This is a genomic window from Leptolyngbya sp. CCY15150 (genome assembly GCF_016888135.1).
Classification (GTDB): domain Bacteria; phylum Cyanobacteriota; class Cyanobacteriia; order RECH01; family RECH01; genus RECH01.
This window is the reverse complement of sequence record NZ_JACSWB010000240.1, coordinates 13,659-26,452: the sequence shown is the minus strand read 5'-3', so window position 1 is coordinate 26,452 and position 12,794 is coordinate 13,659. Positions and strand designations below refer to the sequence as shown.

Here is a 12,794-nt window from a genome sequence, read left to right as displayed (position 1 = left end):
AACATTCCTAGGTTCATGAACTCCACGATCGCCTACCTTACGACTCAACTTGAAGCTGCCCTCGTTGCCGCCTTTGGCCCCGACCTAGCCGGCACCGATCCGGTCTTGGTACCCACCACCAATCCTAAATTTGGCGACTACCAGGCCAACGTAGCTTTGTCCTTGGCCAAGCGTCTCCAGGATAAACCTCGGGCGATCGCCGAAGCTTTAGTCGCCAAGCTAGAGGTTAGCGACTGTTGCGAACCACCGGCGATCGCTGGCCCAGGGTTCATTAACCTAAAATTGCGCACCGATTATCTACAAGACCAACTGCGGCAGATGCACCAAAGCGATCGCCTTGGCGTAGCCCCCACCTCAGCGCCCCAGCGGGTGATTGTAGACTTTTCCAGCCCCAACATTGCCAAAGAGATGCATGTGGGCCACCTGCGCACCACGATCATTGGCGACTCCCTAGCGCGGCTGCTAGAATTTCGCGGTCATGACGTGCTGCGGCTCAATCATGTTGGCGACTGGGGGACTCAATTTGGCATGTTGATCACCCACCTGCGAGACGTTTGCCCCGAGGCGATCACCGATGCCAGCACGGTCGATATTGGTGACTTGGTAGCCTTCTATCGCCAGGCCAAGCAGCGTTTTGATGCCGAAGATGATTTCAAGGAGCGATCGCGCCAAGCTGTAGTGGAACTGCAGGCTGGTGATGAATCTGCCCGGAAAGCTTGGCAAGTGCTCTGCGACCAGTCGCGCCGCGAGTTCCAGCAGCTCTACGATCGCATGGACATTCGCATCACCGAGCGGGGCGAGTCGTTTTACAATCCCCTGCTGGCCGACGTGGTGGCCGATCTAAAAGCATCGGGGCTCCTCGTGGAAGACCAGGGTGCCCAATGCGTGTTCCTCGAAGGATTTACCAACAAAGAGGGTAATCCCCTGCCGCTGATTATTCAAAAGTCCGACGGCGCCTACAACTACGCCACCACCGACCTAGCCGCCATTCGCTACCGCACCCAGCAGGATCGGGCAGAGCGGGTGATCTATGTCGTCGATGCGGGCCAGGCCAACCACTTCACCCAGGTCTTTCAGGTGGCCCGCCGGGCCGGTTGGGTGCCGGAAGGCGTCGAACTGATTCACGTGCCCTTTGGCGTGGTCAAGGGTGATGACGGCAAGAAATTTAAGACGCGATCGGGGGATACGGTACGGCTGAAAGATTTGCTGGATGAAGCAGTGCGCCGGGCCCAGTCCGATGTGGAAAACCGCCTACAGCAAGAAGAGCGGCAAGAGTCACCAGAGTTCATCCGCCATGCTGCGGAAACCATCGGCATGGCCGCGGTGAAGTATGCCGACCTCAGCCAAAACCGCACCAGTGACTACATTTTCAACTACGATCGCATGTTGGCTCTGCAGGGCAACACAGCTCCCTACATGCTCTATGCCTACGTGCGGGTGCAGGGGATTAGCCGCAAGGGCGATATTGACTGGAGCCAGCTTCAGCAAACCGTGCCGGTGGATCTAGACGACGAGACCGAATTTGCCCTAGCGCGCCATCTGCTGCAACTGGATGAGGTGATTCTGGCGGTGGAGGCAGACCTATTGCCCAACCGCCTCTGTCAATACTTATTTGAACTGAGCCAAAAGTTTAACCAGTTCTACGATCGCTGCCCGATTTTACAAGCAGACGAGCCGAAACGTACGTCTCGACTCGTCTTAGCAGATCTGACTGCCCGTACTATTCAGCTAGGACTATCGCTGCTAGGCATTTCTGTCCTAGAGCGCATGTAGCCCTATCGACCAGCCAGCACAGGTGTCAGCACCCGTTGGCGGTATTCCTGTTCGGTCATCAGCTCTTGGGGCTGTTGCAGGCGATCGAGAAATACCATGCCTTCCAGATGATCAAATTCATGCTGGAAAATCCGGGCAATGAAATCGGTGAACACCTGCCGCTGCAGTTTGCCAGCCGGGGTGGTATATTCCACCTCAACGGCCTGGTAGCGGGGCACTCGACCACGAATATTGGGAATGCTCAGACAGCCTTCCCAATCGGTCACATAAGCCTCCGAGTGATCAATCATCCGAGGGTTGATCAACACGGTTGGTTCCATCATCGGCGCATCGGGATAGCGCTCGTTGGGATGGGAGGCCATCACCACAATCCGATGGGGACTACCCACCTGGGGAGCCGAGATGCCCACTCCCTGAGATTGGATCAACGTCAGAATCAGATCATCAATCAGCGGCTGCACCCAATCATCCTGCACATTGGAGATAGGGCGGGCAGTTTGCCGCAGGACGGGATCACCCAATTGCGAAATCGGTCGTTTGTCGGCCATATTGAAATCCCTGAGTTTGTCTATGGCACCACAGCGATCGCCTTCTATCAATACCTAAAGCAATGGGAATAGAGATATGGTTTTCATATGAAGGGCAAACCATCAGAGCGATCGCACCGGAGTTGGGGCTAAAGAACCGGCAATTGCGACCTAGGATGGGCTGCTAGTAGGGGGGTGTTATGAATGGAAGGTTGAAGGCAAAAGCGTGGCGTGGATGAGCCTATTCAGCTCATATTCACTGTAGCGAATTTCTCGAAAGCTGGCTTTAATTTGCAATTAAACTTGAATGAGAAATCGTAATAAGACTAGTTTGCAATGATCCTGACTAGGTTTTCCTTTGAATAGCTGCATTCCAGGCTGAATTTCATGTTCCATCGGAAGCAATCGCCCTAGGACAGTTTCTCAATTGGTTGTGGCACTGCATAGTTGGTTCCCTAGTCATCCGACATAGAGGTAATGGTCCACTATCAGGATGCCCGGAGGCCGTGATCATGACTTGGAACACTATTGACCCCTTCGATTTTTCAGACATACCTGCGATCGCCACGGTGGAATGGGTAGAACCTCGCTTGCGCGTCACCTATTCAGCATCAACCTGGCCCGCCAGCCTGGTGATGCCCATCAACAGTCCCTTAGAGTTAGGGCAGCAAGTGCGTGTGATTGGCCGACAAGGCCTGACCTTACTTGTCACGCTCTAACCCTTGCCCCCCTCAGCACCTGATCTCTCTCCATCTCGCGAAGGCAGGGCCATGCAGGATAATGACTCCTGTAGCGCGATCGCTCTCCATGGCCCAGTTCAACCACCTCGACGCCCACCAAACGCCCTTGCTCGACGCCCTGCGGGCCGCCGCCACGCGTCCCCATGCGCCCTTCTACACCCCCGGCCATAAACAAGGGCAGGGAATCTCTCCGCGTCTAGCAGCCCTCTTCGGAACCGAGGTCTTTCGCGCCGACCTGCCAGAATTGCCCGATCTTGATAACTTGTTTGCCCCCGAAGGCGTGATTCGTGCCGCCCAGGATTTGGCTGCGATCGCGTTTGGTACCGGGGAAACCTGGTTCTTAGCCAACGGTTCCACCTGTGGCATTCAGGCAGCGGTGTTGGCCACCTGTTCGCCGGGTGATTCCCTAATCCTGCCGCGCAATGCCCATCGCTGTGCGATCGCCGCCTTGATTCTCTCGGGAGCCATGCCGGTCTTTGTGTCGCCGGAACTGGATAGCCAAGGACAGATTCCCCTAGGTGTCTCCCCAACGGCGATCGCCCAGGCGCTAGAGCAGCATCCTGCCGCCGCTGTGCTGCTGGTGTCGCCCACCTACCACGGCGTCAGTAGTGACCTACAGGCGATCGCCGCCCTTGTCCATGACCGCCACCTTCCCCTGATCGTTGATGAAGCCCACGGGGCCCACTTCGCCTTCCATCCCCAGTTTCCTCAGACCGCGATCGCCGCCGGGGCAGACCTAGCCGTGCAGTCTATCCACAAGACCCTAGGCGCTATGACCCAAGCCGCCATGGTACATAGCCACCTCCACAGCCGCATGGATCGCGATCGCTTGGTTGATAGCTTGGCCCTCGTGCAGTCCAGCAGTCCCAGCTACCTACTCTTGGCGTCCTTAGATGCAGCGCGGCATCAGATGGCGATCGATGGCGAAAGGTTGATGGCGCAAACCTTAGATCTGGCCGATTGGGCTAGGCTAGAGCTATCCAAGATTCCCGGTGTCCGCGTTTGGACGCCTCCCACTGGTACCCCCTGGGATCGCACCCGCCTGACCGTCGATGTGAGCGGTTTGGGATGGACAGGGTTTGCAGCCGACGAGCACCTGCACCAAACCTTAGGGGTGACGGCAGAACTGCCCAGCCTGCACCATCTCACGTTGATCATCAGCCTAGGCAATACCCGCGAGGATCTGCGGCATCTCGTACAAGGCATTCAAACCCTGGCGCAGGACAAGCGATCGCCCCTGTCTCTGCCCAGCCTTCCCCTGCCGCCGCTGCAGGTGCCGATCCTCTCCCCGCGCCAGGCCTTTTTCAGTCGCCGCCGTACCGTACCGGCCTCAGACGCCATCGGTCAGGTCTGCGCTGAACTCATCTGTCCCTATCCCCCCGGCATTCCCGTCCTCATGCCCGGCGAACCGATTACCATCGAAGCGATCGCCTACCTCACCCAGATCTGTACGATGGGAGGCACGATCACCGGCTGTGCCGATCCCACCTTACAAACCTTGACTATTGTGGAAGAGGCGATCGCCCTTCCCTAAGCTCCCCCAGCACTGCCCACAACCTCATCATCCTGATTCTATGGTTTCTGAACTTTGGCCCTACCAAACCCCCGGCATCCCCGATCGCCTGTTTGAACGGTTGCCCGGCATTCCCATGAGTAAGCGCGAGGTGCGTGTCTTGCTCATTTCCCATATGTACCTGCGCCCTGATGCCGTACTGTGGGACATTGGCGCTGGCACTGGCACCATTCCCGTTGAAGTGGGTCTGCTCTGTCCTAAGGGGAAAATTATGGCCATTGAGCGCGATGAAGAGGTGGCTGGCCTAATTCGCCGCAACTGCGATCGCTTTGGCGTCACCAATGTGCAGGTGGTTGAAGGGAATGCGCCCGACTGTCTGACGGATCTCAAGCCCTTGCCCGATTGTGTTTTCATTGAAGGTGGACGGTCTGTGAAAGCGATCGCCCAAACTGCCTGGGCCTGCCTCAAAGCGCCAGGCCGCATCGTCGCCACCGCCACCGATCTCACCAGCCTCTATGCCCTATCAGAAACCTTGGCAGAACTGCAGGCGCGCAACGTGGAAGTCATCCAATCTGCCGTCAACCGCCTAGAGTCGCGGGGCAACAACCAGGTCTTTGCCGCCGTGGATCCCATTTTTATTCTGAGTGGCGAAAAACTCACGTGACCATCGTTCAGCCCTGTCCTCCTTGTACCTGAGTTCGATGACGTTCTGAGTAGAAAACTCTATACAGGCAGGATGCATGAGCGACAGCGTAACGCATCAAAGCCTTATGAGATAGTGCGTTACGGCTCTAACGGTACCCTACTCCTAGGCTCAGGTTCTATCAAAATGAAAATAGGGATAGAGGAGGAGCTTCAATAAAACTGAACGGCGGCAGGCCAAGAAAATCGGACACCAGCCAGGCAGCATTCTGGGCTTTCTCTAAGTTAAAGAACGTATCAGACGACAGGGCAAGCCGCTCCCGCGATGAGCGCAGCTCTAGGTACACCCAATACACCCGTCCCTCTCGCCACGAACGCTTGCGATACCGCCGCTCTTGCAGGGTGATATGGGACACGGTAGGCAAAGGCACGACCGTCGTGGTGGTACCCCGCAGACCACTGCGTTGATAGGTGAGGCGGCCCTTTTGCTTATCAAACGCGCAGGTCACCTGATCTCCCCGCCAGAGCAACAAGATCAGGGCAAAACTTAGCAGGAATAGTGCATATATGGCTCGGGCCGCAGCAGTGCCCGACACACCCGCCACAAAAATGTAAACGATCGCCCCTGCTGCCATCAGCCAGCGATGCACAGGATTATATCGAATGACTAGTCGCTGAGGAGTTTGCTCAAGAATTTGCATGGTGATTAGGTCGGAACCAGTTCTCCCGGACGCAACCGCGACCATTTGCCTTGATCAGCGGTAAAACTTTCGCACCCAACCACATCCCACTCCATCTCAATTTCTTGATCATGGTGGCGGATATTGACATTAATCGTTGGTTCAACCGCTTCGAAATCTGGAGATTCTGTGAGATGGGGTTGCTGATGCTGGTGCTCGACCTCATGATAGGTAATACAGCGATCGACATAGCGGCAGTTGACGCAAATACACATCTCAAAGCCTCCCCCTGGGTAAAAATGACCAACCAATGACCGTTTTTTGTTAATCTAACTCATGTTTTGCCGAATCTGGGCTGTCGTTGGGTAGATGTTGCAAAATGCAACGATTCCCCGATCGCCCCATTCAGCTTCCCCGGTGTAGGCATTGGCTCGGCAGATTCATGTCCCCATGACTATCCCCATAACTGTCCCACTTACTGTCGTACCCTCCCCTCTGGGAGGCTGTGTTCTATCCCTTGATTTCTTTACAACAGGTGTCTAAATCCGCATCGGTCTTATCCCCAGAGACGTGGCCATTCAGCGTCAATTGGCTACCATCCGATGCCTATTTGGTGGGTGGCAATGTTCGCGATGCCTTACTAGAACGGCACGCCGACTATCTGGATCTAGACTTTGTGCTGCCCCATCATGCGGTGGAAACCGCGAAAGCGATCGCTAAACATTACCGAGCTGGCTTTGTGGTGCTTGATGCAGAACGCCAAATTGCTCGCGTTGTCTTCCACCAAGCCACGGCAGACTTTGCCCAGCAGGTCGGTGAAACCATTGACGCCGATCTCAAGCAGCGCGACTTTACGGTGAATGCGATCGCTTACCATCCAGCCAGTCAGACGCTCTTTGATCCGCTCCATGGCTACGCTGACCTGCAGCAACGACAAATCCGCATGATTGCCCCCTGCAACCTCCAGGATGATCCCCTGCGACTGCTGCGGGCCTACCGCCAGGCGGCCCAGCTCGGCTTCTGGCTCGATGCTGATACCCGGCAGACGATTCAGGGGCTAACACCGCTCTTGCAGCACATTGCCGCCGAGCGGGTGCAGTCGGAGCTAAATTATTTGCTCAGCGCCCCCAGCGGTACGGCATTTTTGACCATGGCCTGGCAGGATGGGCTCTTTCGCCATTGGCTGAGCCACGCCACAGCCGCATCCATGGACTGCATTGCCCAGATTGACCGGGCTGCTATCGCCCTTGACGAACACTATCCTGCCCTTGCCGCCGAACTCACCACCTGGATGCGCGATCAGCAACATGCCTCTGGAGTGGGGCGCAGTTGGCTACGCATCGCTAAGCTAGCCTGCCTCGTCTCGTCGGTGCCGGCCCAGGCAGAGGCAGAACTGTGGCAGTTGAAATATAGCCGCGCCGAGGTGCAGTCGGTGGTCACCGCCCTCAACCACAGCCATGTTTTTGCTGACTTTGCTGAGCGTGGTCTATCAGCCCGTGAGCAATACTACGCCTTCCGCCATATAGGAGCGGCGCTGCCGGCGCTGGTGGTGCTGGCTCTAGGCCAAGGCGTTGCCCTAGGCGCGATCGCCCCCCTGATTGAGCGGTTCCTAGATCCTCAGGATGCGATCGCCCATCCTGTTCCCTTAGTCAGCGGTCGAGATTTAATCCAGCATCTGCAAATCCGCCCCAGCCCCCGCATTGGTCAACTGCTGGAAGCCATTCAACTGGCCCATGCCGAAGGCCAACTTCACACGGCCTCGGAGGCCATGGCCTGGGCGCGATCGCTGGTGGAAAACAACCTGGCCTAGCGTCATTCCACAGCAAAAACGGGTGAGTCTTGTTGGTAGACCCACCCGTCTTATTATGTTTCAGCGAGCCAAGCGAGGCTCGCCGAGGCTCATCTAGACCAGTCGTAGGTCAGGATATTCCGCCAGCAGCTCATCCGCCGATAGGGTATCACCCTCGGCTTGGGGGGTCCATAGCACCTCCAGAGCCGCAAGTTTATCCCCAGCGATCGCGCCCATCTGGCTTAGCGCCCGGCGCAGATCTTGAGAGCTTTGAATGGTCGGCAGATCCAGCTTGCCTTGGTTGGCCGTAATCAGCGTGACCACAATGTATTCGCCAGGTTGATCCGGTAGCTTAGCGGGATCAATTTCACCTTTGGAACCTAGGGCCAAGCGATCGCTGGCTTGACGCAGTTGGTTATTCACATTAGACAGCGTTTCTTCGCTGAACTTACTGCGCTCCGTCAACGCCAGCCGGTTAAACTGCAGTTCCGCAGAATCCATCTTGGCCTGTTGGCTGCTGCTGCTGCCGTAGACCCAATATTCCGGGTGCCGCAGCAGCGATAGGCTGGTTTCTTGCAGCACTTGGGCTAGCCCAGCAGTGGAACCTGTATCAGCGGATTCCGCAATGCGGTTTAGGTCATCCTGTAGGGTGCGGGCATCAGCCAACAGCGCCACCTGCAGTTTGTTCACCGACATGGTGGGGTTGTAGGTTTCCTCCATCGTCCCATTCTCCTGCGATCGCCGCACCGCCGACATCAGGAAGTTGCCCACGGCAATCACCATAAAAATGGTGAACAGACCGCCAAAGCCACCGCCAAAGCCGAAGAAGGGGATCAAGAAGGGAAAGCCGAACCCACCGCCACCATAATAGCCGCCCCCTGGAGCCGGCCGTGCTGGAGAAGTGTAGGTGCGACTGGGCGCTGACCGGAAGCTACCGCCTCCCATGCGTCCACCACGGGCCGCTAAGGCGCTATCGGCTTGGCCAAAGACCAAGGCAACCATGAGGGCAAGGGCTAACAGGGGCTTAACTAGGGACTTGAAGCGTTTAATTCGTGTGTTGTGCATAGTGTTTGTGTTATTCCAGCAAACCAAGACCAGGGATGGCGATCGCTTCATCTAGAGCGATCGTTGATGCTCAAGGTTGGGTTGATGGCGTTGAGCATCCTACGCTCCCTACTTATTACTGTACTGTCTTGTTCTTCAGAACCGAGGCGAGCTTAAGGAGGAATTTATGGGGAATATCCGAACTAATACCGCAAGATAGAAGAATGAAGACAGAAAAACGAAAAGGAAGTCCAAGACACACAAGGGTTCCTGCCTTAGCACCTAGGCGGGTTACGTCCGCGTAGGAGTACTAGTCACCTAGCCGCCGCCCACAATTGTGACCACTTCGAGGCGATCGCCCTCTTGGATCAGCGTCTGCTCCCAAAACTGACGATGGAGAATTTCGCCGTTATATTCCACCGCCACTAGGCGAGGATTCATGCCAATTAGGGTTAAAAACTGGGGTAGCGACGTTTGGGGTGGACAGGTTTGGGTCTCCCCATTCACCGTCAAGGTTACAGAAGCAGAAGTCATAAAGTAGCGTAGGAACGTCTAAGGGATGCAGTCGGTCGCAGCGAGGCATCGAGAGGGCATCTCTAGGGCGATACAGCCGGGGTCTGACTCGCCCGCATCATCTGCACTCGATGCAGTTGGGATAGGACATACTGGGTGATCAGCGTCGGTTGCTCCGCCTGCATAATGGCGCGAACAATGGCCACCCGCTCAGCCTGAGCCCCCAACACATGGGTAAGATTGTCGGCATCAATACCGCCGATGGCATACCAGGGAATCGGGCAATGCTCGGCAGCATAGCGCACATAGCCCAGACCCGCCGCCGCCTTGCCGGCCTTGGTAGGCGTTTCATACACCGGGCCAACGCCCACATAGTCGGCACCGTCCTGGATGGCCTGGTGCAGCTCGTCAGGATTTGTGGTAGACCGACCAATAATTCGGTTTGTCCCCAGAATCTGTCGCGCCAGGGCAATGGGAATATCCTGTTGACCTAGGTGTACGCCGTCGGCATTCACCGCTAGGGCTAAATCTACCCGGTCGTTCATGATAAACAGAGCGTTATAGCGATGGCACAGCTCACATAGGTCTTTACCTCGCTGTAGGCGAGTCGTATCGTCGGCCGTTTTATCCCGATATTGCACCAGAGACAAACCGCCCTGCAGGGCCGCTTCCACCGCTGATAGCAGATTCTCTTGGGGAGAGGTGACCAAATAGAGAGGCGATCGCCCTAGGCGCTGATGGCGCTGCTGGCCGGTGAGTTGGCTATCCAGCGTATACACCCGGTAGCGCATTTTCTTGCAGGCTGCCCCCATCTCGCTGGAGTAGAGCTTGCCATATTCTTCCAGCACCCGCAGGGCTTCCTGGATGCGGCTGAAGTTAGCCTGGAGCAGATGGGTAATACTCTGGCGCTGCTCTTCTTGGGCATGGGTCAGATCAGTGCCCACATCTGCCAAGGTGTCGCGGGCGGCCCGAATATCTGGGGTGTGCCAGCGGGCTAGCTCCTGCCGCAGTTGCTTGCACTCGTCCGTCAGCGTCCCTTCATTCAGGCCAAACCGGCACCATTCTTCGATGGTACGTAGGCCTTCCCTTGCTCGGTCTAGGTTGGCATCAAGAATCCGATGCACCGCCGATCGACTGACGTCTGGCTGATTGCCAACAGAATGGTCATCCATTGCGCCCATGGTGATTCCCGTAACAGTGCTTCCCTTGTAGCTGTGATTCCCGTAACAATGTCATTAAACCTCGTAGATATGCCCATCTACAAAGAGGCGGGTAATGCCCTTGGCATTGAGATAGCGGCTGACCTTGTGCAACACCTTGCCATCGGGCACCTTGACAATGCGCTGGGTGCGACGAGAAAAGCGGCGGGCAATACGATGATTGTCAAACACCGGCAGCGTCCGCTCCCGAGTTTCGGCTTCGTCAATTTGCCCAAGGTCGGCAAAGTCTTTCAGGGGACGGGTAATTAAATTCGCCGAGCGATCGACGACCACATAGTAACTCCGGGTGAGCGATGCTTCAATCAGCGGACGGACTTCTAGCGGCGAGAAGCGATCGCCCCCCGTAGATAGCCCTTGAAACGCATTGCCATCGTCGTCATCGTCATCGTCATCCTCGTCGTCGTCGCTGTAGTCAGCATTGTCGAGGTCATCAAGGTCGTCATCGTCCTCGTCGTCGTCATCCTCCAGATCGGCTGACAGCTTGCGATCGCTCTTCTCATCCTCCTCATCCAGCCGATCTACCGACGGAGTAGGCGCAGATGAACGAATTTTTGGCAAAATTAAGCGATCTTTAACCGGCTTGTCGAGCGTCTCCTTTTCGTCCTGAGGCTCTTCAGGCTCAGATGCTACAGCCGGCTCTGGACGCGGCCGTACCCGTCGAGGTCGAGGAATCTCAGGCTTGGCAACCGGTTCCGGCGTTGGATCAGGAATCGGTTCGGGGGGCGACTCAATCGCATCAGAGGTTGGCTCAACCTCTGGCGTAAAATCCATGGGAGGTGATAGCTCAAATTGGATCACCGATCGTGGCCCACTGCGCTTTTGCTGCACTAGGTCTTCATATTCAGCGCTGGGCAGACCTTGCTTAACAATGCGGCTAATGGTGCTGCTGCTGACGCCAAATCGGTTGGCCAGCGTTGAGGTTGATTCATCTGGATGGCGATACAGCTCAATAATGGTCTGCTTGTCCGCATCCGATAGTTTTTTAGGAGCCATGTTGTTGCCGTCCTCCCGCAGTTCCCAAGCAATTCGCCCTTTGCGCAGCTCCCTACCAATACAGATCCGAGCATGGATCGTTTAGTACAGCCGAGGCTTTCCTAGAATAACGCGTCTTTGCTCAATCCGTACGGGATTCTTGAAAGAAACTCACCCTTGGGTGGGGGATACAGGTGCTTTACATGCGGCGACGGGTCGTGCGGCGAGAACGGGTGGATAAGTCGTACTCCAAAGCAGCGCCAATGCTGACCAAGACCGCGCTAAAAATCCAAAAGACTTCTAGCAGTGCGCCGGTTTGGTAGTTGGGGATATAGCTAATGGCAAAGTTAAACCAAATATCAGCGATATAAAAGGAGAAGGCTGCCGCCGCGATGAACCGCCAAGAGGTGGAAAACCGCCCGCCCCAAAAGGCTAGAAGCAGCATCGTCGCCATAATCAGCAGTAAAATATCGCCCACGATATAAAGCAGGGCAATCCACTCAGCATAGGGAGCTAGGAAGGATTCTGCAGCGATCGCCCAGCCTGGAGCATCCCCATCACTGGCTGGCGCACCTTCCTCCACGGCGGGTGCATCGGCTGGAGGCGCAGCATCTGGCACGGCGGGCGCTGGCTCCGCAGGCGGGGCCGTGGCATAGACGGGAGCCACCCAACTCACCTGGGCAGATGTGGGAAGACTGGGGCGATCGCCCACCAGTTCCTCGGGTACCGCAACAGAGGTGTAGTAAGCAATGACGATACCTGCTACCCCAATCGCTGCCACCGTTCCCCACTGGGCAATCGAAAGATTCAGGCGACGGGTCATCACCGCCAAAAACATCCCGATCCCTAAGAAGAAATAGTTCAACAGGAAGAAAATATCACCGGGCGATACATCCGCATCTTTGCCCAGCACGATCTCCCAGTAGAACAAAATTAAATTCCCAATAAAAAACGACAGCATGCCCAGCCCTAGCATGAGCCACACGGTACGTCCGCTGACAATCTGAGAGCTACGCCAGTTGCGAAAACACAGTAGCGTAGCTCCCAAGAAGGCTACATTTTCTAAGATATAGGTGACAATGCCATACCACGTGGGAAATCCTTCGGTGGGAATGAAGTCGCTGAATAGCAGAAAAAATAGCAATGATATAAAGGCCCACCCAATCGCCGCTAGTACGACGACCTGGGCAGAAAGTATGGACTTCGAGCCAGGGGTTTTTCTAGTCAACAGACTGCTCCTCAATCAGTGCGGGTATCGGGGTTATGATCTACCATCCTCTGGGATCGGTGAGGTAAAAGGACAAACCGTAGCATGTTATGTCCCAATGTCGAATCATATCGTCTCATCATCAGGCTGTTCTTGCAGATCATGAACCGACAT

Annotated in this window: 13 protein-coding genes; 5 read left to right on the top strand and 8 right to left on the bottom strand. The window is 56.0% G+C overall.

Annotated features, from left to right (window positions below):
* The first annotated feature begins 15 nt into the window (after positions 1–15).
* The gene (gene argS / locus JUJ53_RS18495) at positions 16–1,773 is read left to right on the top strand and encodes an arginine--tRNA ligase (RefSeq protein WP_204153514.1); all 1,758 of its coding nucleotides are present in this window, start codon (positions 16–18) and stop codon (positions 1,771–1,773) included.
* A 2-nt stretch (positions 1,774–1,775) separates the two neighbouring features.
* Here the strand turns inward: argS and def are convergent, their stop codons facing one another.
* Entirely contained in the window at positions 1,776–2,321 is a 546-nt protein-coding gene (gene def, locus JUJ53_RS18490; protein WP_204153513.1) for a peptide deformylase, read from the bottom strand.
* Positions 2,322–2,812: 491 nt separating this feature from the next.
* Between def and JUJ53_RS18485 the strand changes: the two genes are divergently transcribed.
* The 3 genes from JUJ53_RS18485 (at position 2,813) to cbiT (ending at position 5,217) form a co-directional block, all read left to right on the top strand.
* Positions 2,813–3,019: an NfeD family protein gene (locus JUJ53_RS18485; RefSeq protein WP_204153512.1), complete on the top strand. Its 207-nt coding sequence runs from the start codon at positions 2,813–2,815 to the stop codon at positions 3,017–3,019.
* A gap of 61 nt (positions 3,020–3,080) precedes the next feature.
* Positions 3,081–4,574: an aminotransferase class I/II-fold pyridoxal phosphate-dependent enzyme gene (locus JUJ53_RS18480; protein ID WP_239125196.1), complete on the top strand. Its 1,494-nt coding sequence runs from the start codon at positions 3,081–3,083 to the stop codon at positions 4,572–4,574.
* A 40-nt stretch (positions 4,575–4,614) separates the two neighbouring features.
* On the top strand, positions 4,615–5,217 hold the full coding sequence (gene cbiT / locus JUJ53_RS18475; protein ID WP_204153511.1) for a precorrin-6Y C5,15-methyltransferase subunit CbiT: 603 nt from the start codon (positions 4,615–4,617) through the stop codon (positions 5,215–5,217).
* Positions 5,218–5,377: 160 nt separating this feature from the next.
* Here the strand turns inward: cbiT and JUJ53_RS18470 are convergent, their stop codons facing one another.
* Both JUJ53_RS18470 and JUJ53_RS18465 read right to left on the bottom strand, forming a co-directional pair.
* Positions 5,378–5,896, bottom strand: coding sequence for a hypothetical protein (locus JUJ53_RS18470; RefSeq protein ID WP_204153510.1), 519 nt, complete (start codon positions 5,894–5,896; stop codon positions 5,378–5,380).
* 5 nt (positions 5,897–5,901) lie between these two features.
* Positions 5,902–6,150: a Ycf34 family protein gene (locus JUJ53_RS18465; RefSeq protein ID WP_204153509.1), complete on the bottom strand. Its 249-nt coding sequence runs from the start codon at positions 6,148–6,150 to the stop codon at positions 5,902–5,904.
* A gap of 242 nt (positions 6,151–6,392) precedes the next feature.
* On the opposite strand from JUJ53_RS18465, the gene JUJ53_RS18460 reads away from it, so the two are divergent.
* Positions 6,393–7,685: a CCA tRNA nucleotidyltransferase gene (locus JUJ53_RS18460; protein ID WP_239125195.1), complete on the top strand. Its 1,293-nt coding sequence runs from the start codon at positions 6,393–6,395 to the stop codon at positions 7,683–7,685.
* Between the two features lie 93 nt (positions 7,686–7,778).
* On the opposite strand, the gene JUJ53_RS18455 is transcribed toward JUJ53_RS18460, so the two are convergent.
* The 5 genes from JUJ53_RS18455 to JUJ53_RS18435 all read right to left on the bottom strand — a co-directional run bounded on the left by JUJ53_RS18455 (position 7,779) and on the right by JUJ53_RS18435 (position 12,641).
* On the bottom strand, positions 7,779–8,729 hold the full coding sequence (locus tag JUJ53_RS18455; RefSeq protein WP_204153508.1) for a DUF1517 domain-containing protein: 951 nt from the start codon (positions 8,727–8,729) through the stop codon (positions 7,779–7,781).
* A 297-nt stretch (positions 8,730–9,026) separates the two neighbouring features.
* Positions 9,027–9,242, bottom strand: coding sequence for a sulfur carrier protein ThiS (gene thiS, locus JUJ53_RS18450; protein WP_204153507.1), 216 nt, complete (start codon positions 9,240–9,242; stop codon positions 9,027–9,029).
* Between the two features lie 62 nt (positions 9,243–9,304).
* Entirely contained in the window at positions 9,305–10,402 is a 1,098-nt protein-coding gene (locus JUJ53_RS18445) for a thiamine phosphate synthase (RefSeq protein WP_239125194.1), read from the bottom strand.
* Between the two features lie 54 nt (positions 10,403–10,456).
* Positions 10,457–11,434: a helix-turn-helix domain-containing protein gene (locus JUJ53_RS18440; RefSeq protein ID WP_204153506.1), complete on the bottom strand. Its 978-nt coding sequence runs from the start codon at positions 11,432–11,434 to the stop codon at positions 10,457–10,459.
* A gap of 178 nt (positions 11,435–11,612) precedes the next feature.
* Complete coding sequence (locus JUJ53_RS18435) at positions 11,613–12,641, bottom strand: hypothetical protein (RefSeq protein ID WP_204153505.1); 1,029 nt, start codon at positions 12,639–12,641, stop codon at positions 11,613–11,615.
* Positions 12,642–12,794: the final 153 nt, after the last annotated feature.